A 25,107-nucleotide genomic window follows, 5' to 3' on the forward strand; every position below is an offset into this window, starting at 1 on the left:
AATGTACAAATAAAAAGTTGGTAAAATATGCTATAATGAACATATAACATACTCGAAAGGAACGATATATATGAGTAATGATAAAAAATTAAAATTATTACAATACTTAGCCTTCTTCCCTACCATTGTATGTATGATGTTACTAGTTGATATAAATGCCTATCCTTATGCAAAGCTACTAGCAACAATTAGCGGCTCTTTTGCAGCTATTATACTTGCTGCTTTTTGGAATTTGAAGATACGTATGAAGAAAGAGAGATCTTCTTAACGCCAAAGCATAAAAAAAATCGAGCCTACACAGCTCGATTTTTTTACTGATTATTAAAACTCAACATTCTCCAAATACAAACCACTTGCCTCAGCAAGGCAATTAATCTGATTACGTTGTTTCGCCTCTAAAATGTGTGGAATCGCCTCTGCATCTAATTGTCCTAATCCAACTTCAATTAATGCTCCAACAATTTTTCGTACCATGTTATGAAGGAATCCGTTACCACTTACTCTAATTTGTACAAATCCTGCCTCTTCCATCACATCAAGTGTATATACTTCTCGTACCATAGACTTTTTCTTTGATTTCGCATTTGAAAAAGCAGTGAAGTCATGTGAACCAACTAAATGTTTCGCAGCCTCTTTCATGCTTTTCACATTTAATTTTTTATTCACATGCATGCTGTATTTACGCATAAATGGGTTCGTATGCTCTTCATTCCAAATTTTATACAGATATGTTTTTGCTTTAGAATTGTAACGAGCATGGAATCGATCATGTACTTCTTCCACATTTGTAATGCTAATATCATTTGGCAAATATTGATTTAAATATTTTTTTACTTTATGTTCCACTAACTTCTCATCACTTTGAAAGTTAGCAACTTGATTCAAAGCATGTACACCAGCGTCTGTTCTACTACAACCGATAATTTCAATTTCTTTTCCGACCATTTCGGAAATGACACTTTCAATTTTTCCTTGAATCGTATTATCGTTATTACCGAGACGTTGCCATCCTTTAAAACGTGCACCATCGTACTGAATCGTTAATTTATAATTGTTCATTTTATTCTCCTTCATAGAAAATATCCCCTCATATCGTGAGGGAATATAAATACACTTTACTTTCTAACAAGCTTCACTACATTTTCTACATGAGCTGTATGCGGGAACATATCAACTGGTTGTACATATTCCACTTCATAGCTCTTCATTAACGCTTGTACATCACGTGCTAATGAAGAAGGGTTACAAGATACGTAAACAACTTGTTTCGGCTTCACTTTTAAAATTGTTTCCAGCAATTTATCATCGCAACCTGTACGAGGTGGATCGACAACAATTACATCTGGACGCCATCCTTCTTTTACCCATTTCGGTAACCATTGTTCAGCTTTACCTGCTTCATATTTCGTATTTGTAAATCCGTGACGCTTCGCATTTTTTCTTGCGTCTGCAATTGCTTCTGGAATTACATCCATACCACGTACTTCCGCTGCATCATTTGCAAGCCAAAGTCCGATTGTACCAACACCACAATACGCGTCTACAATTTTCTCATTTCCTGTTAAAGCAGCGGCTTTTTTCGCTTCATTATATAAAACAACCGTTTGTTCTGGATTTAACTGGAAGAATGCACGTGCTGATAGTTCAAATGATAAATCACCAAGTGTTTCTTGAATTACTTCTTTTCCAGCTAATTTAAATGTTTTATCACCGAAAATAACAGATGTTTTACGCCAGTTCACATTTTGCATAATTGATTTAACAGCTGGCATCTGTTTTTGTACTTCTGCGATAAATTGTTCTTTATTTGGCAACTCTTCTTTTGTTGTAATCAGTGTAACTTGTACTTCCCCTGTTTGAACTGCAGTACGTGTCACAATTGTACGTACTAAACCTTTTTGTTTTTTCTCATTGTAAATAGAAACATTTAATTTTTCTAAAATACGTCTTACAACTTTTGTCGCTTCATTCGTTGCTTTATGTTGAATCATACAATGAGCAATATCAATTAACTGATGTGAGTTTTGTTTATACAGCCCTGTAATAACCTTTTCGTCTTTACGCCCCACTTGTAATTGACTCTTATTACGATAATGCCATGGATTTTCCATACCAAGCGTCGGACGAATTTTCTCTTCCAAACTGTTTTTCATGTACTTCTCAAATGCTTGTACAACGATATCACGCTTTTGATTTAATTGTTCTTTATAGTCTAAATGTTGCAATTGGCAACCGCCGCACTCTTCATATACCGGACATGGCGCTTTCACACGATATGGTGAAGCTTTACGAATCTTTTTCACTTTTGCTTCAGCGAAGCCACGCTGAATTTTCGTCGTTTCAGCAACAACTTCTTCTCCTGGTAATGCCCCGGGAATGAAGACAACTTGTCTCTTAAAATAACCAACGCCTTCTCCGTTAATCCCAAGACGTTTAATTGTCACAGGAAACGTTTGACCAACTTCCAACTTACTCTCATGTTGCTTTTGTATCATTATTACACCTCTACTCTATACTTTTCCATAAATATAACGCTGCATAACTGCAGTATGGTTCACACTCTTGTTTCACTTTTTCTAAAAATGCATCATCAGGTTTATCATCTAATTGAAATACACCTTGTACTGCACGCTGAATCCCAATGTCCGCTTTCGGAAACATATTTTTCCGTCCAAGCCCAAACATTAAAAAGTTTTGCACTGTCCATGTACCAATCCCCCTAATTGGTAACAATTGTGCTGAAACCTCTTCTTCCGCCTTGGTTTCTATACTCGCTAAATTTAATGTACCGCTGGCAATACTTCGACCTAATCCTACTATATATTCAGCCTTTCGCTGACTAAACTTCTGCTCTCTCAATTCCTCTATTGAAATATTTGCTACTATTTCTGGAGTGGGGAAAAAGAATACACCGTTCTTCTCTGTTCCATATCGTTTCACAAACTGTTCTGTTAACACAGTAGCAAATTTCAAATTTATTTGTTGATGAATGATACAACGAAGAAGACAAGCAAAATAATCAAACTCTAAAATAATTGGAGTATAAGCATATGTTTCAAATAGTGGACGTAATGATGTGTTTAAAAAATGATTTTGTATATCTTGAAACGGTTCATTCCAATGAAAAATGGCCCTCATTCGTTTCATAACTTTCTCTGGATCTCCTGTCTGACTAGAAATCCAAAACTGTGGATTTTGAACAGTACCAATCCCTTGCAGGCGAACAACAATCTGTTCCTCGTCTATACAAAGCGGGACATAAATAACTTTCTCATCTAATTGAATGACGTTAAGAGGATCAAAAGATAAACGTTTTAATACTTCTTCAAAATGATACGGATACTCTAACGTAACATGTTCGCTCCACATACGTTTCCCCATCCTTTTTACACATCATTATAGCATGAGAAAACCGCAAGCATACATGCTTACGGTTGATTGCTTTTTACTAAGTCATCTAGACTTTTAAAATGATACCCTTTCTCGCGCAAATCATCAATGATTTTCGCAAGTGCTTCTGCATTATCTTTTGATATTGCATGAAGTAATAAAATAGATCCTGGATGAATCATCGTCATAACATTATTATGGGCATATTGCCACCCTCTTTGCTCATCCACTTTCCAATCTAAAAATGCAAGTGACCAAAATACATTATAGTAGCCCATTTCTTTCGTAAGAGCTAACGTTCTTTCACTAAATACGCCGCGCGGAGGACGTACATATTTCACTTCTTTTTGCCCGGTTACTTTTTTAATTTCTTCCGTTACACTCGTTAATTCTTGACGAAGTTTCTCATCATTTACCGCTGTGAAATCCGGATGGCTCCACGAATGGTTTCCAATAATGTGTCCTTCATTCTTCATTCTTAACAATAAATCTTTTTGTGTTTTAATATAATGCCCCGTTACAAAGAAAGTTGCTGGTACTTTTTTCTCTTTTAATACGTCTAAGATTTTTCCTGTGTATCCATTCTCATATCCATTATCAAATGTTAAATAAATATCCTTTTTCTTCGTATCCCCTAAATAAAAACCACCATTTTTTTGTAGCAAATCTGTATATAACTTTCCTGCATCTGGTACTGTTTCATTTTTAGGGCGCGGGATTCCCCAGTTATGTGGAGTATTTGTATAAGCTAGTGCCGAAACTGGAACAAGTGCCATCATAATTGAAAAAATGAGACCGATATATAACCATTTATGTTTCATAAATAGTCTCCTTTCCATATATAATCGTACTCGTAGTTTCTGTTGCTACGCATTCTTTCATGCTGAACATGTTTTTCTATATATACCAAAAAAATGCATCTCGAATCGTTCGAGATGCATTTTTGTTTACTTAAATACTGGCTCTTTAAAGCTAGCTAATTTTTCAAGTGATGTTTTATCAACATCTGCATGTAAGCTATTACCGTGAGAATCCATTGTTACAACTGCTTTAAATCCATCGATACGTAAATGCCACATTGCCTCTGGAATACCAAATTGTAAGAAATCAACATCTTTCACTTCTTTAATACATTCAGCATAATATTGCGCTGCACCACCGATTGCGTTCAAATATACACCACCGTGTTCTTCTAAAGCTGCTAATGTTTTCGCACCCATGCCGCCTTTTCCAATGACAGCTCTAATACCGAATTTCTTCATAATATCACCTTGGTACGGTTCTTCACGAATACTTGTCGTTGGACCTGCCGCTTTAATTTGCCAATTGTCATTGTCATCTTTCACAACAACTGGACCACAGTGGTAAATAATTTGTCCATTTAAATCTACTGGACAATCGTTATCCATTAAATGCTTATGAATTGCGTCACGACCTGTATACATCATGCCATTAATTGTTACAACATCACCAACGCGAAGTTCACGAATTTGCTCTTCTGTAATTGGCGCTTGTAATACAATTTCACGCTGCTCCGTTTTTTCTTGTACTTCTTGCTCCAGTGTATCTTCACCTTCTTGATATAACCAATCCATAATTTCACCTGTTTCAGGATGGATTGTTACACCAAGGCGACGGTATGCCCAGCAATTATACGCCACAGATACGTAGAAACTAGCTGGCAGACGGTTATACACGCCAATTTTACAGCCAAGTAAAGTTGTTTCTCCGCCAAATCCCATCGTACCAATGCCAAGCTTATTCGCATTTTCTAATACATATTCTTCAAGTTGTTGTAATTCTGGGATTGGATTGACATCATCTAATGTACGGAATAATTGATTTTTTGCTAATTCGTAACCTGATGTGCGGTCTCCCCCGATACCAACACCAATTACACCTGCACTACATCCTTGACCTTGTGCTTGATATACCGCATGAAGAAGGCATTTACGAATCCCTTCTAAATCACGGCCAGCTCGTCCAAGTCCTTCTAGTTCACACGGTAAGCTATACTGAATATTTTTATTCTCACAGCCACCCCCCTTTAGGATTAAACGTGCATCAATATAATCTTTTTCCCATTGTTCAAACTTAATAACCGGTGTACCTGGTCCTAAATTATTTCCACTATTGTCTCCAAAAAGAGAATCAACAGAATTTGGACGAAGTTTTCCATCTTTTGTCGCCCGCTCAAGCGCATTATAGATAGCTTCCTTCAACTTTAATTGATTCACACCAACTGGTGTATAAATTTTAAACGTTGGCATCCCTGTATCTTGGCAAATTGGCGAGATGTTATCATCAGCCATTTTAATGTTATTTGTAATTGTGCCAAGTGCCATCGCAGAACGAGTCCCTGCATTTTCTCGCTCTTTCGCTTGTTGAATCGCACGACGAACATCTTTCGGTAAGTTCGTTGACGTTTCAACAATTAGTTGATACATGCTTTCTTGAAGCTTTTCCATTGTTACTTCCCCCTCAATTGTGAACGCTACCAAAACGTTATGAGCTGAAATTTCCACTATTATGCTCTGCATCCTTTTATTTGTTTCACGCTATTCAAGCATACATGAAATTTTTCACAACTTGATTATACCTCTTTTTCTATCGTCCTTCTATTATCCGCACAGAAAAAGGCTACCAAATTGGAATTGGCAGCCTTTTTAATATATTATTCGTCTTTTTTAAATTGCTCACATTTTAATTCTAATTCATCTAGCATTGCAAGAAGACGATCTACATCTTCTAATTCTACTTCTTCAGGTTCAATTGTATCAATTACTTCAATGAACATATTTAAACGTTCTTTTAAATATACTAATTGTGTATCTTTATCTTGAATTGCTTTTCCCATGAAGGCACTCTCCTTTTAATTCGAGTTGCTTTTATTATACCGCAAAAATGATTACAATAGGTATGTAATTTCATCAATTTTGTCACGGTTATTCACTATAATGTAAGCCCTCTCTCTTTTCCCTCTAAAAAGTTTCGCTTTATAAAAAGCACATATTCTTCTATTATAGAGGATGGACAAATTGTTATTTCAATAGTCAAAGGAGTATTTCATATGACGATATCACAAAAAATGAAGCCGATTACTCCTTCTTACGATCCATGGGAAGCGTATATGGACCTTGAAGAGTACGGCAAATTACTATTAACAAATGTTGAGTTTACAACAACGACGTTATGCAATATGCGCTGTGAGCATTGCGCTGTTGGTTACACGTTACAGCCGAAAGACCCGAATCCGCTTCCGATGGATCTTTTATTAAAACGATTAGATGAGATTCCTCATTTACGTTCTTTAAGTATTACTGGCGGAGAACCTATGCTTTCAAAAAAATCCGTCGACAACTATGTAACACCACTCTTAAAATACGCCCACGAACGAGGTGTTCGCACTCAAATCAACTCAAACTTAACTATAGATTTAGCACGTTACGAACAAATTATTCCCTATTTAGACGTATTGCATATATCTCATAACTGGGGAACAATTGACGACTTCGTTGAAGGCGGATTTGCAATGATGGAGCGTAAACCTACGTATGAACAGCGTGCAAAATTATTTGAACGTATGATCACAAATAGTAAAGCTCTATCAGATGCAGGTGTACTCGTATCAGCCGAAACGATGTTGAATAAACGAACTCTACCACACATTGAGCATATTCATCGTCAAATCGTTGATGAAATGGGATGTAAACGTCATGAGGTTCACCCAATGTATCCAAGTGACTTCGCGAGTAATCTAGAGATTTTAACAAAAGCTGAAATTCGTGATGCAATTGAGCATTTACTAGAAATTCGCGATGAAAATGTATGGATGTTATTTGGAACTTTACCTTTCTATGCTTGTAGCGATGATGAGCGAGACATTGCCACATTTAAAAAATTACAAAAGAGCAAAAATGTAACTGTTCGTAACGATCCAGATGGCCGTTCTCGTTTAAATGTAAATATTTTTGATGGAAATATTATTGTAACGGACTTTGGTGATGTTCCACTTCTAGGTAACATTCAAACAAATACGTTACAAGAAGCGTATGAAAAATGGAGCGCTTCAAAAACAGCAAAATCATTAAGCTGTCACTGTCCAGCAGTAAAATGTCTTGGACCGAATGTTCTTGTAAAAAACAGCTACTATCCGACAGAAGATTTCTTATCAAAAACAGCAAATATTACATTATAAAAAAACGTCAGCTTATAAGCTGACGTTTTTTATCTTATTGCGAATGAGAAGAAGAAATGAATTTAAAATATAAATGATCATGAATTGGGATAGCGGCTCCAATTCCTTGAGAAGTAATATTTTTTACAACAAGCCTTTTTTGATTTCCTTTTAATACGAGGTATACTTCTCCAAATGTTACTTTCCCTTTTTCATTTACTGCTGGTGTATAAGCGTATAAATATCCAAGTTGACTCGGACTAATATTATACACACGCTCATGCCCTGTACCATAACCAATAGTCGTTTTAAATGAAAGTGGCAATTGTACTTTTTCAAGTGCTTTGAGAAGCATCATTTTTTTCACATCTGCAGCATCTTTCATATCTGCTGTTAAATCACCTTCAACCGTCTTTTGTGTTTCTTGCTTATAGCGTAGTGGATATAGGCGATCTCCTCCGCGATTATCGTACACATTGCGATTTACTTGTTTATATTCCCAATTAACCGATGTATCAATCGATTCATAATGTAAAGCCCATTGCCCTAAATAAATCTTTGCTCGGTACCCTACCGCAAGCGGCGCATTCGAAATTGTTGTTTCATTAAACATTCGAATTAAGTCCGGATTTTCAATTTTAATATTTGCTGTTTTTAATAATTCTTGAGCAAACTTACTCGGCTGTAAACGCGGTAAATCTTGCGCATCATTTGGAAACGTATTGTCTTTAGAAATATTTAAAACAGATGAAGGCATTTTTGTTTCTACTGTTGTCTTTGCAAAGCCACTGTTAGGAAATAATAAAATAAACGAGACCATAGTTGAAAGACATATGCTGTATACTCGTTTCACCTGTCTGGCTCCTTCCTACATAAAGGTATATATACTACTTCGTTTATTGTTTTCTCTGAGCACAATTGTTATGCCTATTTTTCATAATAAATAAAAACCAATTCCCATAATGACATACGCAGCTAATAAAGTACCGCCTTCAAACCAATTCGTATCTCCATCATTTGAAATCGCAATCGTTAAGAAAACAGCTGTAATCATAGAAACAAGTTCTGGTATTGTAAATACTAAAGGCATCCTTTGCGTGAAGAACATAGAAAGCAGTACTAATACAGGAGCAACAAACATGGCAATTTGTAATGTAGAACCTATCGCAATCTCAACTGCAATATTTACTTTATTTTTATACGCCATAATAATTGCAGATGCATGTTCCGCTGCATTCCCAACAATTGCGACGATAATAACCCCTATAAATAGTTCTGACCAACCAAATGATTTTGCAACTGTCTCAAATGTATGCACGAGCGCCTCTGACACATAAGCTACCGCAATTGTTGCTATCGCTAAAATGAGTAATGCTTTCCCTTTCGACCACTCTGGTTCTTCCTCATGAGCGACTTCATCACTTTTATGCTGATATACACCACGATGCGTAACTAACTTAAATAGCAATGCAGCAAGGTACATAATAATCATAATAATCGAGACACCTATACTTAACTGATACGTCTTTCCAGCGTCCATCTTCATTGAAAAAATCTCTGGAATAACAAATGCTACTACTACAGCAAAGATTAATAAAGCCGAATTATGCCTTGCATCATATACATTAAAACTTTGTCTTTTATATTTAAGCCCTCCCACAAAGAAGGATAGCCCTCCTACTAATAATAAATTTCCAAGTACAGAACCCGTTAAAGAAGCTAACACAACTTCAATTAATCCTGCCTGAAGGGCAAAAATTGAAATGATTAGTTCAACAGCATTACCGAAAGTAGCATTTAATAATCCACCTATTCTAGGACCAGATACAATTGCCAAACTTTCTGTCGCTCTCCCCATAAAACCCGCTAATGCGATAATCGTAATACAATACACAGCAAACATAATTGTTTGAGGCCAATGAAGTGTTTTCCCAAGTACAGACAGTGGTACACCTATAAGCGCCACTATAAGAAATATTTTATTAAACATGCTTTCCATCCTTCCATCGTATGTATTTCTCCTCGATATTATTATTATTCTTCTCCTAACTTGTCCGATTTCATCACAATTGCGTTTAAAAAATCGAATTGAAGAAAACAGTATGAAAGATATTTAAATTACCTTGTTGAAACAGACAGAATTATAAATTATGAAAAGGGGTTAAAATTATGCACTTAAAAGAAAAAATCGCAACTATTATTCAAGGTCAACGTACCGGTGTATTATCTACAGTACGAAATGAGAAACCTCATAGCGCCTTTATGATGTTTTTCCACGAAGATTTTGTACTGTATGTTGCAACAGATCGACAATCAAAAAAGATAACAGATATTAAAAACAATCCAAATGTACATGTACTACTTGGTCGTGAAGGAAAAAAATTAGATGAAGATTATATCGAAGTGGAAGGCTTAGCCTCCATCGAGGAAGACTCCACATTAAAAAACAAATTTTGGAGTAATAGCTTAAAGCGTTGGTTACTCGGTCCTGAAGACCCTAATTATGTACTAATTAAAATCAACCCCGATACAATTTATTACATCGATGGTGCCGGTACGACGGAGCCCGAGTTTTTACGACTATAAAGTGAAACAAGCCCACCTTTAGGTGGGCTTGTTTTGTCGAAAAGTTCTTCTGAAAAAAACAATAAAATAGGTGGAACTTTCTAAAGATTCTGTTATATAATAGCAGTAACTTAAATAAACTGTATTAAAACAGATTGAGAGGAGAAATAAAATTGATGAAAAGAGAAGAACGCAAAAACATGATTGAGTTTATCGAAAAGAAAAAAGGGATTGAGCGTGACGAATTATTATTTATGACAGACGATGAAGTAGAACATATTTATAATGTAACGTACTTTTTATATGAGGAAATTGCAGAGTAGTATAATAATCCCCACCTTATGAAAAATATAAGGTGGGGATTATTTCGTTATTAATACATGAGAATGATTTTCATGTATAATAATATGCGATTGGAGGAATTTTACTATGAGTTCATGGCTCTTATTCGCACTATTATCAGCAATTGCTGCTGCCCTTGTGTCTATTTTCGGTAAAATTGGTTTAGATGGAATCGATGCCAATGTTGCTACGACGGTTCGTTCTATTATTATGGCATTATTTATGGTAGGCGTTATTATTATACAAGGTAAATTTCAAAATATTGGCGACGTACTTCTAAATAAAAAAGCACTGCTCTTTATCACATTAAGTGGGGTTGCAGGTGCTTCGTCATGGCTATTTTATTTTCTTGCCCTCAAAACAGGGAAAGTTTCACAAGTGGCTCCTGTCGATAAACTAAGCGTTGTATTTTCTATCATTCTCGCTATGATTATACTCGGCGAAAAGTTAAACTTTATGACTGGTATTGGTGTTGTCTTTATTACAGCTGGTGTACTATTTATCGCTTTCAGCTAAAAAAACCGCTACTCGCGGTTTTTCTTTTTCTTTATGTAAAACCATACGACACATGTAACAACTACTGAAATAGATAAAATCCATATTCCATAATGATGCAAACTATACTCAACGAAACGCCACTTCTCTCCTAACTTCCAACCAAGTCCAATAAAAACACTGATCCAAATAAGCGCACCACCGTAAGCGTACAAACAAAAACGCCAAATTGTTAAATTCGACATCCCAGCAAAATACGCTGTTAAATGACGTACTCCTGGGATAAAATAACCAACTATTAAAAGAAATGGGCCATATTTTTCAAATAAAATATGTGTTTTTTCAATGTGATGTTCTTTAATTCTAATTTTCGGTCCATATTTTTTTAAAACAGGGAGTCCAAGTTTTAAACCTAATATGTAGCTTAATGTAATGCCTAACATCGCACCAGCCATCCCACTTAAAAACGCAGCAGTTCCTGACATAACGCCTTTTGAAACGTTATAACCAACGAAGGTCAATAAAAACTCGTCTGGTATCGGTAATCCAACAATCCCACCGGCCAAAACTATAATAATTCCAAAATACCCATAATGTGCGATTAACTCGCCAATATGTTGTTCCATTCGGAAGACACATCCTATGCACGATCGTTATTCCACATTGTGCCCTTTCTATCTTTCAGACAAACATGGTATACATATTCACTATACATTGTTTTTATAATGAACTCTACTTCTATCCATTCCTTTAGCAGAAAGAAATTGAACCATCAATCAGTGAGGGTTTGTTCATCCTTACTCATTTTTAGTACACATCAATCGTGCGCTAGACTCCCGCCACCTTCCCTTATATTCACCTCTTTTTGAAGTGCTAATCTTACTATCTACAAACACCGAGATGAAAAAATAAAAATTCATATGCCTGTTTTTTTGTTACAATAAAGGAAAGTTACTTTTCGCAACGGTTTAACTCTCAGGAAAAATGATATACCTAGCAAAAACATAGTTTGGTCGATATAATGCAACTTCTACCTATTAAAAGAACATGCACCCTTTACATACAACATCATTTTTCTAAATTATACAGGGGGAACGAACATGACCATTGAAAATCAATTTATCCAAAAGGTTTACTATAAAACATTTTTAACAGAAGAAACTTCTACTCCAGTATCAGAAGTACTCGGTGAAGCATATATAAATGAATCTACAAATGAATTCTCCAACATTTCTAATATTCGCTTTGCTCAAGGTGAATTTTATTACCAAAATAAAGACTTTGAAGCAGCGATATTTAAATGGGAAAAAGTAAATAACGAACTTGCACTTTGGGCAACCAAAAATATTGCAGATGCTTATTTTGAACTAGGATTCTTACCAAAAGCAGAAGAAATGTATCAATCTATCCAAACGGAAGATACAACTCTTACAATGGAAGTTTCCTTACAACTTCTTTCTCTTTATATCGAACAAGATCGTTTAGGTCTAGCATTTAAGACGATTAGTGAAGCTGTTGCATTTCAACCTGACTATCCAAATATTACTTCAATTGCTCGCTCGTTCTATGAAAAACAAGAAGATTGGAATAATGCCATCGAACTTGCCGTTCAAGAAGGAATTCGAACAAAATCATTACACTGGTTCGATACTTTAATCAATTATGTGAATCAAGGATTTACGAAACAAATCAAACCAGAATATTTCTATGAATCTTTAAAAGCTTTATATGCAATTGATCAAGTCCAATTTAAGGAACTTGTTATCGCTCTTTGGAACAGCTATCAAAATGAAAAATCACATCTACCTTGGATTCAAACAATCAATCATTTATTCTTACATATTGAGACAGACAACAATGACGATTGGCATGAAATTGTTGAACGCTATCAAGATACGTACTTTGAATTAATTACTGGTGAACATTTCATGCATGAAATGCAAGGACTTGTACCTGACTTATTAACAAATTGGTTTAGTTTAACGAGAGCAAAAGACGCCCTATTCGTCTCTGCTGCAGTGTTAGCGTGGAATGAAGTTTCACCTACAACTTTAGAGTCATTACTCGTAAAAAGTGCGGGAGCCCTACTCTCTAATTCAACAGCTGAAACAAATGTGAATATGGAAACTGTTTCTCATTTATTCGAAACAATTGCTGTATGGGCTGAAAAAAATGATGTAGATTTAAGTCATCAATTTACGTTACTCGTTCATGAACTATGTGATTTAAATGTTACAAAATTACTAATTTCGGGAACTAGTGACTATGATAAATTATCATTCGTCAATTCAATATTAGGAGAGAACATCTTAACTGAAACTATAACAACTCCTATTCTATTTAAAGATGATAGCCAAACTGAAATAACAGAATTCACTGCGTTAGACGTGCACAATATACCGAACTTTGATGAATTCCATCAAATAATGACTACACCTGAACAATCAGAACTTGAGAAAAAATGTATAGAAATTAAATTACCAAGTAGATTTTTGAGAAAGAATAAATTTGCATTTCTTGTTACACCATCTGTTCGAGGACAAGTGGATAAAAACAGCTCATATTTTGAATACTTACAAGCCGCAGATAGCCTTATTTACGTATTAAATTCTGCTTCATCGTTACATGGTGAAGAACTTGATACATTACTTTATTTACGTGAACAAGTACCAAACTTACAAATTCATTTCGTATTACATACAAATAGTGCGGATACGAATGAAAAACTAATGAGTAAGATGAAAGTCCATTTCCCAAATGCGCAGTTCTTCCCATACTCTCCTTCACAAGAGGGGAGCCAACAACTTGGGGACGTGACAGAGTCTATTCTTTCTAATCTAGCAGAACGCGATATAGAACAAGAACGTATCGAAAAACTAATATGGTTTACTCAAAAGACAATCGCATACCTTGTAAATGAACGTGTGGAATTAGAAAATACATTAGTCAAATCAGTACGCTGGAATAAACATATCTCAGTAAAACTAAACGGATTTATTAACAATCTTACCGCTCTTGAAAAAGATAAAATTCGTTCTATTACAGAATCTTATCTTTTAACGAAAGAAGAAATCACACGAGATATCCATTCTCAAATTCCTGAATTATTACAGAGCTGCTCTGACCTTGTTCAAGAAGATAGTGATTTCAAATTAGTTCATGAAGAATTAAATACTGCGATGAACGAACGAATTCAAAAACATGTACAGCAAGTGCTTCTCCCTAAATTTACTGGGTTTATTCAAGAGTGGATTGAAACAGCACATAATGAATTTATTCAAGCTCAATCTTATTTAGATGAAATGAGTGAAACGTTTAATAAATTATATAAAGAAGAACGAATGAAACTTCCTTGCGATTTCAAATTACTAGATGATTGGCATCGAGATGTTGTACGCATGACCAATAGAATTACAGTATCGAATATCAATATTTTATTACGTTTTACACCGACACAATTTTTCTTAAAGAGTGCAGGAAAACTATTTGGTAACATGCAAAAAAATCAATCTATGCTTGCAAACAAATATAAACAATATATTGAAACGGAAGACTATACGGAAATTGCTCAAACGATTTCAAAACAATTCTTCCTTCAATTTGAAGTATTTGAAGGCGCATTAGAACGAGATATCATGATGTTCTTTAAAGATCCACTTAGCATACTGAAACAAAATGTAGAAGCCGCTCAACTTGAAATACAGGAAGACGAGCAAACATTAGCAACGTTAAGAAGCAACCCAGAAACTTATCACGATCCGTTAGCATTCTTTAAACTGCAACTATTGCAACACAAATTCGTTTTAAGTACGCATAAAAACAATGAAGACGTCTATGAATTTAATGAGTCTCCTACGATTTAACATAAAGTGAAACTTTAATCAGTGTGGGGGCTTCATCCCCCGCTGATTATCAGCCCTCACCAATCGGACTTTTATGGGCAGCCCGCCCCCCACCTAACTTCCTTGCTTTCGCTGAATTTTGAGGTGGGGGTCTTACTGCCCATTAAAGCGGGATAAAAAACCAAGCAAACTGAAATTTGCTTGGTTTTTTACTTTAATTCATTATTTTCATATGTTCAAATGGATAATAAATTGCCGCTAATTCTCCTAATACATCAGCTTTATCAATGAGTCCTAAACCATTTCTACTATCTCTGCTTATTAAGCGATTATCTCCCATAACAAAAATCTTGTTTTTAGGAACTGTAATTGGTCCAAAGTCCTCCGTTAAATTCATAAGTTTTTTTTCAGCTTGTTTTTTATTACTATACAAATACGCTTCCTCTATCACTTCATGATTCACATATAATTGATCATTTCTCACCTCAATAACATCGCCAGGCAAACCAATAACCCTTTTCACATAAAAATTATCTGTCTTTACAACAATAATATCTTCTCTCCCATAACTTTCAAATTGCTTTGCCAACTTATTCACAATCACCTTATCCCCATCTTGTAACGTTGGCTTCATAGACGCCCCTTTTACAGTCGTAGGAAAAAATACGAAAATTTTCGCCAAAAACACGAGCAAACAAGCAATTGCAATTGTTCCAAAGAATTCACGCAAACGTTTTTTCTTTTGCATCATTCCACCATCTCATCATGTTTTTACTTTTATTATAAAGACTTCAACTACTTAATTTCTATAAAATTCTGAATTATAAAATTATAATATTAAAAACTTTAAAATAACATCCTCATAAAATCCTTATTTTTATATACCATATTTTATATGTACCTCACTATTTATAGACAGTAAAATTTGGCTGAAGCAAAATAGTAAAAAAGATACTCTCCAAATAGTCTGTCTACTATTTGGAGAGTATCCTTTTATATTCCCACATATACAATACACATTTGAGCCGCTACATATGTAAACCAAATCCAAAGTGGTTCATACTTTAATTTGCGCCCTCCAATATCTGTCACGCCAATAATAAAATCAGAAATCACAAATAGTAAACCACCAAAAGCTGGTATCCACCATATTCCTGTATTCTCATAGTATAAGGCGAATGCAAAGCAAGCCATTCCTCCAACCCACAATCCGTAAATTAGCGCCCCTATCGTAAACAATTTATCTTGTTTCTCATTTCGAATAAAAAAGAACCATCCTATAATGAGAAAGAGTCCGTATACGAGTAAACCAATCCAAAAACCATTCCATGAAATGCCTGTTTGCAAAAATGCTTTTACATAAAAACAATGAGCGAGAGCGAAAGTAATCATCCCTCCAATTAATCTGTGACCAATTGGAATTAAACCTGCCATAAATAAATCTCCTACAGTTGATAACGTCATACCTAGTGCAACCCACGTACTATACTCTACTGATGGATCTTGTAACCATATCCAAATTGCACTTGCTGTTAACGAAAAACTAAGGATAAGACGGACTGCTAAAGGTAACGGCATATTATTTCTTGTTTTTTTTGTCTGCCCTATTGCGTACATTGCACCAATTAGAAAAAGAATGATTTGTGCAATTAACACCATGTAAAGTAGATTCATAACATGTTCTCCCCAATAAAATGCTTTTTGTATCTTTTTTCGTTACACCTAGTCTATTATCCTTTTTCTACATAAAAAAAGAAGAACAGTACTGTTCTTCTTTTTTAATCGTTTTCCTGTTATTTATGCTACTTGTTTTTCTTGCTCCATTTTCTGCTTAGCTGGCGTACGATTCACCACGATAATTCCCGCGGCTACACATGCTAAACCGAATAGTACAAATGAATGAATTGCTTCGCCTAAAATCATGCTCGATAATAATACACCAAATACGGGTATAAAGAACATGTACATGGATACTTTTCCAACCTTGTTATACTTCATAATTGTATTCCAAATGCAAAATCCTGCTGCAGATAAGAAAGATAAGTAGATAAGCATAAGTATTGCATGTACACTAAATGTAAATGGCATAATTCCAACTTGCAAAGCACCTATACATAATAGTCCGATAGAACCAAAAATCATTTGGTATGCCGTCATATAGCCGACATCTAACGTTTTACTACCTTCTTTCGCCAATATGTTCCCATATGAATATAACATTGCTGCACTCAGAAGTAATAAACTACCAATTCCGAAATGGAATGACAAACTACCATCACTCGGTACATTTACTAAAACGACACCACAAAATCCGATAGAGACTCCAATTATTTTTTTCATATTGAGCGCATCGTCTTTATATAAGAAGTGCGCAAGTAAAATTTGAAAGAATGATGATGTTCCTGAAATGATAGCTCCTTCAATGCCAGAACTATAACTCATTCCAATATAAAAACATATATATTGAAGAAATGTTTGAAATAAGCCAATTTGTACTAACTGCTTCCCCGTTCCTTTTTTGAAGCTCATATCTTTTCCTAACGCTTTAAAGAAGAATAAAAGCATAACCCCAGATAAAAAGAAACGATAGCCAGCAAATAATATTTGCTCTCCAACTTCTTGTGGCTGAATTCCAAGTTCAGCATAACTTAATTTAATAAAAGGAAATGCGCTTCCCCATAAAAAAGTTGCTACTATTGCAGCAATAAATACGCCAATCGGATGGGTAAAAAATTTCTCTGTCTTCACTTGTTGTCTTCCTTTCCGACCTTTTTATGAACAGTATTCATATATACCAAAGGAATTGAGAAAACACAAGTTTTCAGTTTCTAAACAAACAAAAAACATATCATCTAACGAAAACATATGCTATACTATAGAATAATTACAACATAATAACTATTAAAATCAGTTTCAACAGAAATGCTGCTATCCATTATGGATGGCAGCTTTCGTCGTTTTATAGGGGTTTCGATTTTGATTATTTTTCTCAATAAGAATTTGGAAGGAGCGAGTAGTAATGAACTCAGAAGTAAAAACATTACAAGTACAAAAGTCTATTTCTCATCCCTCTTTATGGGATACATTAAAGAAACATTATGAACTTATATTTGCAATCGCATCTGGTATTTTCATTTTAGCTGGTTGGTTATTCACAAAGAACGATGTAATGAATGTAGGCATTACTTGCTATATCCTTGCTTATATAGTTGGTGGATATGCAAAAGCAAAAGAAGGTATTGAAGATACAATTGAGGAGAAAGAGCTAAATGTCGAAATGCTTATGCTCTTTGCTGCTATCGGTGCTGCAATTATTGGCTACTGGGCAGAAGGCGCCATTTTAATCTTTATCTTCGCACTAAGCGGTGCGATGGAATCTTATACATTAAGTAAAAGTCAAAAAGAAATTTCAGCGCTTCTTGATTTACAACCGGAAGAAGCATTACGTATTTCAAATGGAACTGAAGAACGTGTTCCTGTTGGACGATTACAAATTAACGACATTATTCTAATTAAGCCAGGTGAGCGCGTTCCTGCTGACGGTACGATTCATAGCGGTGAAACAAATATCGATGAGGCAGCGATTACTGGTGAACCTATTCCAAATGAAAAAAAATATGGTGATGAAGTATTTGCTGGTACTGTAAATTTACGCGGCGCTATCGAAGTTACAATTACGAAGCCAAGCGATCAAACATTATTCCAAAAGATTATTCGTCTCGTTCAAAGTGCACAAAGTGAAAAATCACCATCACAACTATTCATCGAAAAGTTTGAAGGAACATATGTAAAAGGTGTACTACTCGTTGTTGCGCTTATGATGTTCGTCCCTCATTTCTTGTTGGATTGGAGCTGGAATGAAACGTTTTATCGCGCTATGATCTTACTTGTAGTCGCATCTCCTTGTGCACTCGTTGCTGCCATTACACCAGCAACGTTATCTGCTATTTCTAACGGCGCAAGAAACGGAATTCTCTTTAAAGGTGGCATACATTTAGAACGCCTCGCTTCCGTAAAAGCAATTGCCTTTGATAAAACGGGAACATTAACAGAAGGAAAACCTACTGTAACAGATGTATATGTTCGAGAAAATATGACAGAAAAAGAAGTACTTTCTATTACAGCAGCAATTGAAAGTCACTCTACACATCCTTTAGCTGAATCTATTGTGAAGTATGCACAACATGCGTATGACATTACATTAAAAAAACCAGAAAACGTTGAAGATGTAACTGGTTTTGGGCTAAAAGGAACATTCGAAAACAAAGCTTATAAAATAGGTAAAGCTGATTTTATCGGTGAAAAAACAAAGACATTTCATAATGGTATTTCTGCTTCACTTGAAAAAGAAGGTAAAACTGTCGTTTATATTAGTGACGAGGGTGGCATCCTTGGGCTTATCGCTTTAAAAGATACACTTCGCCAAGAAACAATAGCTGCTATTCGCGAATTACAAAGTATCGGTGTCGAAGCAATTATGATTACTGGTGATAATGAAGAAACAGCAAAAGCTATTGCCTCTGAAAGTAATATAAAGGAATATTACGCATCCTGCTTACCAGAAACAAAGGTTGAAACGATTAAAAAGCTAAAAGAAAAATACGGGACAGTAGCAATGGTCGGAGATGGTATAAATGATGCCCCTGCACTCGCTACTGCTAGCATTGGTGTAGCGATGGGAGAAGGAACAGACGTAGCTTTAGAAACGGCAGACGTTGTACTTATGAAGAACGAGTTATCTCGACTTTCGCAAGCAATTCGTTTATCAAAACGAATGAACCGTATTGTAAAGCAAAACGTAATCTTTTCACTAGCTGTAATTGCAATGCTCATTTGTTCAAACTTCATGCAATTTTTAGCTCTTCCATTCGGTGTTATCGGGCATGAGGGAAGTACGATTCTTGTTATTTTAAATGGCTTACGATTATTAAAAGGAAACAAATAAAAACGGGTCCCTTAGAGGACCCGTTTTTTCTAATGGTAGCTATTATGCCCGTTTGCACTACCACTCGTTTTATGCTTTGGATGCGAACTACTCTTTTGTTTATTGTTATTTTTATTGTTGTGATTCTTTTTATTATTACTCATGAAATATCCCCCCTGTTCCCTATTATTATGGAACAAGAGCTCATTTTTCATTACGGGAATTATTGTCACCCGTCCTATAATGATGGAGTAAACCATTAATTTCACCGCCAAGTAAAATTACCCATCCAGTTAAGTAAAACCATAACATTAAAATAATAATACCACCGAGACCACCATATGTATTGGCGTAATTCGCAAACTTATCTACATAATAAGCAAATGAGTACGATACCACAATCCATCCTACAGTAGCAAATGTTGCTCCTGAAATGACTTCTCTTCTTTTTAATTTTCGATCTGGTGCAAATGTATATAAAAAACTAAACAATGCAAATAACACGAAGAAACTCGCTACTAAACGCGTAATACTCCACACGTAAGAAAAACTATCCGATAAACCAATTGCTTTAAATACAGCTGCCCCAATGACTTGTCCAAACACTGGAACAATTAGTGCAAACACAATCATAAAAATAATCGCTAATGTAAATACAATTGATAACGCCCTCGTTTTAATAAAAGAACGTGTTTCCGTTACATCATACGCACGGTTAAAAGCATTCATCACCGCATTTACACCATTTGAAGCAAACCATAACATTGATAATAAACCAAATGATAATAAACCACCATTTTGCTCATTTACAACTTTATCAACGTTTACTTCAATTAAAGACATTGCATCTTCGGGTACGTACGGTTCTAATAAGTTGAGCACACTTTCTGTTTGAAGGTCAATGAATCCAAGAAGCGTAATTAAGAAAACAAGCCCAGGAAAAATCGCAAGTAAGAAGAAATAAGCGAGCTGTGCTGCCAAGCCCGCTACATCATCGCGCATCGTTCGGTCATATAAATCTTTACCAAACGAATAAGTACGATTTCTTCTCACCTTTTCTAAAATTTTTCTCATATATGGTTAAACGCTTTTCTTCTCTTCTTTATCTTGCTTCAACTCAATGTACGCTTCAGTTTTTTTTTCCTCTACATTGGAGTCTTTCATAAATAGTTCACGCGCTTCTTTCATACCGCCATCTTCAGCAACTACCGGCTCTTCTTCTGCTTTCAGTTCATCTACTTTTGGAGAAACAGCTTGAATTTCAATCGTTTCTGGCTTCTCTGCTGGCTCAACCTTTTTCTTACTAAAAATTTCTTTCGTTTCTTTTAACGTCTCTACAACAGACGGCGTCAATTTTTTAATTTCTGCTACTTTTGCTTTCACTACATTTAAATCAGCAAGTTCGCGTCCTTTATCTGTAACAGTTTGCACTTTTTCTTTGATTTTTGCATTTTCACCAATTTCAATCATCTTTGTTTTTGCTTTTTCTGCAGTATTTTTTACTTTTTCACGGTTTTCTTTCTTCAACATAGATACAGCTACACCTGCAGCTACACCAATCGCAATGTTTCGAGCAATATTATTTTTCTTTGCCATATTCCTTCACCCTTTCATTTCTTATGTTAGAAAGTATTTCTTTCTAAGCTTCCTCATATTCCTTGTTCTTTTCGAATGAAAGCTAATAGCTTTGCACACCCTTCTGTTACAAGGTCATATACTTCTTGGAAATTCCCTGTATAGTAAGGGTCGGGAACGTCTGTCCAGCCACCGTCTGGAACAAAATCGGACAGCCTACCAATATAGCCTCCAGTTTTACCTAAACTTTTTAAATCTGCTATATTCTTGTTGTCCATGGCAATAATATAATCAAACTTTGTTAAGTCTTCTTTTTCTACTTGCCTTGCTTTAATTCCTTCAAAAGTGACTGCATTTTCTTTTAAAATTTTTTGTGTTCCTTTATGTGGCGGATGGCCAACATGCCAATCTCCAGTTCCTGCAGAATCAATGACAATTTTCTCTTCGAGTCCCTCTTTTACGACAAGATCTCGAAAAATCGCTTCTGCCATCGGAGAACGGCAAATGTTCCCAAGACAAACAAACAATACTTGAACCATATTTTTGTTTCTTCCTTTCTTGGTGCATTTCTTTATATATACTTATAGTATAAACAACCAATTAGTGAATATAAAGGAAATCCCTACTAATTTAATAGGGTTGAAAAGATTCATTAACGAAAATGATAAAAAATGTTAAGATAGCCTTATGTTATTTTAAAGGGGGACACTTCGGTGGATTTATCCGTAAAGTCAGAAGAAAACGTTGAATATATGGTTGAAGCTATTAAAGAAAAATTACGTATGGTTAATGCTGGAGCGATGAGAGCTGCTAGCTTTAATGAAGAAATGTACGAAGACTTACGTGACATTTATGAGCATGTTATGAAACGTGAAACATTCAGCATTAGTGAAATGCAAGCTATTACAGAAGAATTAGGTACATTAATTAAAAAGTAAAGGAGCCTCGTTTATGAGGCTCTTTTTTACTTCCAACAAATTCATGACAACTCTTCTCTTTCCCTCAATCAACTGTAAAATATTGTACAATAGAAGTAGAACCTCACCTTAGATTTTTTCTCCATACATACTACTCACAAATAATAGCAACACTACCATTGCTAACTGTTTTTACTGGAGGTGCTTACTTATGAGCAATTGGTACAGTAAGACGAAAGACCAAACATTAATTGACTTAGAAACAAATGAACAACACGGTTTAACAGAAGAAATTGCAAGTGAACGTTTAAAGCAATACGGTTTTAATGAATTAGCTACAAAACAAAAACGCACTTTATGGCAGCGTATTTTCGCCCAAATTAATGACGTCCTCGTATATGTCCTTATTATTGCTGCCCTTATTTCAGCCTTTGTAGGTGAATGGGCTGATGCAAGTATTATTGCGCTCGTTGTAGTTTTAAATGCTGTTATCGGTGTCGTCCAAGAATCGAAAGCAGAACAAGCTTTAGAGGCATTGAAAAAGATGGCGACACCTAAAGCTATCGTCAAGCGAGATGGTGAACTAAAAGAAATTCCATCTGAGCACGTCGTTCCAGGTGATATCGTTATGCTCGACGCCGGACGATATATCCCATGCGATTTACGCCTTATCGAAACCGCAAATTTAAAAGTTGAAGAATCTGCTCTAACTGGTGAATCTGTCCCTGTTGATAAAGAGGCAATCTACCACCCTTCCATGCAAAGTGATGAACAAGTACCACTCGGTGATCAAAAAAACATGGCCTTCATGTCTACCCTTGTAACATATGGAAGAGGCGTCGGTGTTGCTGTTGAAACTGGAATGAACTCACAAATTGGTAAGATTGCTACCCTGTTGCATGAAGCAGACGATGATATGACACCACTTCAAAAAAGCTTAGCACAAGTCGGAAAGTATTTAGGCTTTGTTGCTGTAGCGATTTGTATCGTTATGTTTCTCATCGGCCTTTTACAAGGACGAGATACACTAGAAATGTTTATGACAGCTATTAGTTTAGCCGTTGCAGCTATTCCAGAAGGTTTGCCAGCTATCGTTTCCATCGTTCTTGCAATTGGTGTGCAACGTATGATTAAACAAAATGTTATCATTCGGAAACTACCAGCTGTCGAAGCTCTCGGTTCTGTCACAATTATTTGTTCAGATAAAACAGGTACGTTAACACAAAATAAAATGACCGTTACTCACTTTTATAGTGATAACATATACAATCAATTAGAAAATTTAAATGTAAATAATGATGTGCAACGTCTATTGTTAGAAAATATGGTGCTATGTAACGATGCGTCTTACAACAATGAATCACAAACGGGAGACCCGACTGAAATTGCTCTTCTCGTTGCCGGAAGCACTTTTAACATGCAAAAAGATCATTTAGAAAAAATACATGAACGTGTTAATGAGCTACCTTTCGATTCAGATCGTAAAATGATGTCAACTGTACATACATACGATGAAAGCTACTATAGCATGACAAAAGGTGCTATCGATAAACTCTTACCTCGATGTACCCACATATTTAAAAACGGTAAAGTCGAGGTTCTAACAGATACTGATAAAGATCAAATATTAAAAGCTGCCGGGGCAATGTCTCAAGAAGCTTTAAGAGTACTTTCATTCGCATTTAAACAATACAACTCAAGCGATGTGGATATAGATCATCTTGAAGAAAACCTCATCTTTATTGGTCTTGTCGGTATGATTGATCCACCGCGAACTGAAGTGAAAGACTCAATTTCAGAATGTAAAAAAGCTGGTATTCGTACAGTTATGATTACTGGTGACCATAAAGATACCGCCTTTGCAATTGCCAAAGAACTTGGCATCGCTAAAGAAACATCTGAAGTGATGATTGGAACTGAATTAGATAACATTTCAGATACAGAACTAGCAAGCAAAATTGATCACTTACATGTATTCGCTAGAGTCTCTCCAGAACATAAAGTAAAGATCGTAAAAGCATTACGCGCAAAAGGCAATATCGTTTCTATGACCGGTGATGGCGTCAATGACGCTCCCTCTTTAAAACAAGCAGATGTTGGCGTAGCGATGGGCATTACAGGAACAGACGTTGCAAAAGGGGCAGCGGATGTCGTATTAACAGATGATAATTTCTCATCTATCGTGAAAGCTGTTGAGGAAGGTAGAAACATTTATCGTAACATAAAAAAATCAATTCTCTTCCTACTCTCTTGTAACTTCGGAGAAATTATCACTTTATTTTTAGCCATTTTACTCGGCTGGGCAACACCACTACGACCTATTCACATTTTGTGGGTAAATTTAATTACAGATACGCTGCCTGCATTATCACTTGGGGTTGATCCTGAAGATCCTGATGTGATGAAGGAAAAACCGCGACATGCGAAAGAAAGCTTATTTAGTGGTAGCGTTCCTTTCCTTATTTTCAATGGGGTTGTCATTGGACTTTTAACGCTAATAGCCTTTATCGCCGGAGCAAAGTTCTATACTGGAGATACAAATTTATTCCCCCTTTTCCCAGAGCGAATTGATGAGGATGCTCTATTACACGCTCAAACGATGGCATTTGTCGTTCTTAGTTTTTCTCAGCTCGTTCATTCATTTAACTTGCGTTCAAGAACGAAATCGATCTTTTCAATTGGGATCTTTACAAATAAATATTTAGTCTTCTCCCTTCTTATCGGTGTTCTTATGCAAGTTTGCATCATCTCCATCCCGCCCCTTGCAAATATATTCGGTGTGCATGCATTAACGATGCGAGATTGGGGATTTGTTCTCTTATTAAGTATCATTCCGCTTGTTATGAATGAAATCATTAAATTAGTGAAGAAAAACTAAAA

24 protein-coding genes are annotated in these 25,107 nt (G+C 35.6%); 9 read left to right on the forward strand and 15 right to left on the reverse strand.

The window, feature by feature from the left end; translation table 11 throughout:
* The first annotated feature begins 70 nt into the window (after positions 1-70).
* Entirely contained in the window at positions 71-268 is a 198-nt protein-coding gene (locus tag MR147_RS18955) for a hypothetical protein (RefSeq protein ID WP_242304627.1), read from the forward strand.
* 53 nt (positions 269-321) lie between these two features.
* On the opposite strand, the gene truA is transcribed toward MR147_RS18955, so the two are convergent.
* From truA to MR147_RS18985, 6 genes are all read right to left on the reverse strand, one after another.
* Positions 322-1,059, reverse strand: coding sequence for a tRNA pseudouridine(38-40) synthase TruA (gene truA / locus MR147_RS18960; protein WP_001067307.1), 738 nt, complete (start codon positions 1,057-1,059; stop codon positions 322-324).
* Between the two features lie 56 nt (positions 1,060-1,115).
* A complete protein-coding gene (gene rlmD, locus MR147_RS18965; RefSeq protein ID WP_242304628.1) occupies positions 1,116-2,495 on the reverse strand; it encodes a 23S rRNA (uracil(1939)-C(5))-methyltransferase RlmD in 1,380 nt (459 codons plus the stop codon).
* 10 nt (positions 2,496-2,505) lie between these two features.
* Entirely contained in the window at positions 2,506-3,369 is an 864-nt protein-coding gene (locus MR147_RS18970; RefSeq protein ID WP_000269441.1) for a DNA-3-methyladenine glycosylase family protein, read from the reverse strand.
* Positions 3,370-3,428: 59 nt separating this feature from the next.
* Positions 3,429-4,211, reverse strand: a complete 783-nt coding sequence (gene pdaA, locus MR147_RS18975; protein WP_000681213.1) for a delta-lactam-biosynthetic de-N-acetylase — start codon at positions 4,209-4,211, stop codon at positions 3,429-3,431.
* Between the two features lie 126 nt (positions 4,212-4,337).
* Positions 4,338-5,858, reverse strand: a complete 1,521-nt coding sequence (fumA, locus tag MR147_RS18980) for a class I fumarate hydratase (RefSeq protein WP_000413516.1) — start codon at positions 5,856-5,858, stop codon at positions 4,338-4,340.
* Between the two features lie 206 nt (positions 5,859-6,064).
* Entirely contained in the window at positions 6,065-6,247 is a 183-nt protein-coding gene (locus MR147_RS18985; RefSeq protein ID WP_000513558.1) for an SE1561 family protein, read from the reverse strand.
* Positions 6,248-6,460: 213 nt separating this feature from the next.
* Here MR147_RS18985 and yfkAB point away from each other — a divergent pair, with 213 nt between their 5' ends.
* A complete protein-coding gene (gene yfkAB, locus MR147_RS18990; protein ID WP_000156010.1) occupies positions 6,461-7,588 on the forward strand; it encodes a radical SAM/CxCxxxxC motif protein YfkAB in 1,128 nt (375 codons plus the stop codon).
* Positions 7,589-7,622: 34 nt separating this feature from the next.
* Here the strand turns inward: yfkAB and MR147_RS18995 are convergent, their stop codons facing one another.
* Both MR147_RS18995 and cax read right to left on the reverse strand, forming a co-directional pair.
* Positions 7,623-8,420, reverse strand: a complete 798-nt coding sequence (locus MR147_RS18995) for a YfkD famly protein (RefSeq protein WP_001992424.1) — start codon at positions 8,418-8,420, stop codon at positions 7,623-7,625.
* 81 nt (positions 8,421-8,501) lie between these two features.
* On the reverse strand, positions 8,502-9,557 hold the full coding sequence (cax, locus tag MR147_RS19000; protein WP_000482144.1) for a calcium/proton exchanger: 1,056 nt from the start codon (positions 9,555-9,557) through the stop codon (positions 8,502-8,504).
* Positions 9,558-9,736: 179 nt separating this feature from the next.
* On the opposite strand from cax, the gene MR147_RS19005 reads away from it, so the two are divergent.
* From MR147_RS19005 to MR147_RS19015, 3 genes are all read left to right on the forward strand, one after another.
* Positions 9,737-10,153 carry a pyridoxamine 5'-phosphate oxidase family protein gene (locus MR147_RS19005; RefSeq protein WP_000550222.1) on the forward strand — a complete coding sequence of 139 codons (417 nt, stop codon included), beginning with the start codon at positions 9,737-9,739 and terminating at the stop codon, positions 10,151-10,153.
* Between the two features lie 155 nt (positions 10,154-10,308).
* On the forward strand, positions 10,309-10,455 hold the full coding sequence (locus tag MR147_RS19010; protein ID WP_000817786.1) for a BH0509 family protein: 147 nt from the start codon (positions 10,309-10,311) through the stop codon (positions 10,453-10,455).
* Between the two features lie 106 nt (positions 10,456-10,561).
* A complete protein-coding gene (locus MR147_RS19015; protein ID WP_000100306.1) occupies positions 10,562-10,990 on the forward strand; it encodes an EamA family transporter in 429 nt (142 codons plus the stop codon).
* A gap of 8 nt (positions 10,991-10,998) precedes the next feature.
* Here MR147_RS19015 and MR147_RS19020 read toward each other — a convergent pair whose 3' ends face one another.
* Positions 10,999-11,595, reverse strand: coding sequence for a DedA family protein (locus MR147_RS19020; RefSeq protein ID WP_242304629.1), 597 nt, complete (start codon positions 11,593-11,595; stop codon positions 10,999-11,001).
* 474 nt (positions 11,596-12,069) lie between these two features.
* Here MR147_RS19020 and MR147_RS19025 point away from each other — a divergent pair, with 474 nt between their 5' ends.
* Positions 12,070-14,832 (forward strand): tetratricopeptide repeat protein, encoded by a 2,763-nt coding sequence (locus MR147_RS19025; RefSeq protein WP_242304630.1) that lies wholly within the window; start codon positions 12,070-12,072, stop codon positions 14,830-14,832.
* 193 nt (positions 14,833-15,025) lie between these two features.
* On the opposite strand, the gene lepB is transcribed toward MR147_RS19025, so the two are convergent.
* The 3 genes from lepB to MR147_RS19040 all read right to left on the reverse strand — a co-directional run bounded on the left by lepB (position 15,026) and on the right by MR147_RS19040 (position 17,559).
* A complete protein-coding gene (lepB, locus tag MR147_RS19030; RefSeq protein WP_000983296.1) occupies positions 15,026-15,562 on the reverse strand; it encodes a signal peptidase I in 537 nt (178 codons plus the stop codon).
* A gap of 242 nt (positions 15,563-15,804) precedes the next feature.
* Positions 15,805-16,485, reverse strand: coding sequence for a lysoplasmalogenase (locus MR147_RS19035; RefSeq protein ID WP_071728781.1), 681 nt, complete (start codon positions 16,483-16,485; stop codon positions 15,805-15,807).
* A gap of 123 nt (positions 16,486-16,608) precedes the next feature.
* Positions 16,609-17,559: a DMT family transporter gene (locus tag MR147_RS19040; protein WP_074608183.1), complete on the reverse strand. Its 951-nt coding sequence runs from the start codon at positions 17,557-17,559 to the stop codon at positions 16,609-16,611.
* A 271-nt stretch (positions 17,560-17,830) separates the two neighbouring features.
* Between MR147_RS19040 and MR147_RS19045 the strand changes: the two genes are divergently transcribed.
* Entirely contained in the window at positions 17,831-19,756 is a 1,926-nt protein-coding gene (locus MR147_RS19045; RefSeq protein WP_074608181.1) for a heavy metal translocating P-type ATPase, read from the forward strand.
* 183 nt (positions 19,757-19,939) lie between these two features.
* Here the strand turns inward: MR147_RS19045 and MR147_RS19050 are convergent, their stop codons facing one another.
* From MR147_RS19050 to MR147_RS19060, 3 genes are read right to left on the reverse strand one after another with little or no spacing between them, the layout of a single operon-like run.
* Positions 19,940-20,809, reverse strand: coding sequence for a YihY/virulence factor BrkB family protein (locus MR147_RS19050; protein ID WP_001226530.1), 870 nt, complete (start codon positions 20,807-20,809; stop codon positions 19,940-19,942).
* Between the two features lie 6 nt (positions 20,810-20,815).
* Entirely contained in the window at positions 20,816-21,331 is a 516-nt protein-coding gene (locus tag MR147_RS19055) for a DUF4075 domain-containing protein (RefSeq protein WP_001085393.1), read from the reverse strand.
* Between the two features lie 53 nt (positions 21,332-21,384).
* Positions 21,385-21,849: a low molecular weight protein-tyrosine-phosphatase gene (locus tag MR147_RS19060; RefSeq protein WP_000250909.1), complete on the reverse strand. Its 465-nt coding sequence runs from the start codon at positions 21,847-21,849 to the stop codon at positions 21,385-21,387.
* 174 nt (positions 21,850-22,023) lie between these two features.
* Here MR147_RS19060 and MR147_RS19065 point away from each other — a divergent pair, with 174 nt between their 5' ends.
* Together MR147_RS19065 and MR147_RS19070 are read left to right on the forward strand one after the other, a co-directional pair.
* Positions 22,024-22,248, forward strand: coding sequence for a DUF1128 domain-containing protein (locus MR147_RS19065; RefSeq protein ID WP_000366197.1), 225 nt, complete (start codon positions 22,024-22,026; stop codon positions 22,246-22,248).
* A gap of 190 nt (positions 22,249-22,438) precedes the next feature.
* Positions 22,439-25,105, forward strand: a complete 2,667-nt coding sequence (locus tag MR147_RS19070) for a cation-translocating P-type ATPase (protein ID WP_242304631.1) — start codon at positions 22,439-22,441, stop codon at positions 25,103-25,105.
* Positions 25,106-25,107 lie beyond the last annotated feature (2 nt).

It is taken from the genome of Bacillus cereus group sp. BfR-BA-01350 (genome assembly GCF_022663775.1).
In the GTDB taxonomy this organism is placed as follows: Bacteria; Bacillota; Bacilli; order Bacillales; family Bacillaceae_G; genus Bacillus_A; species Bacillus_A paranthracis.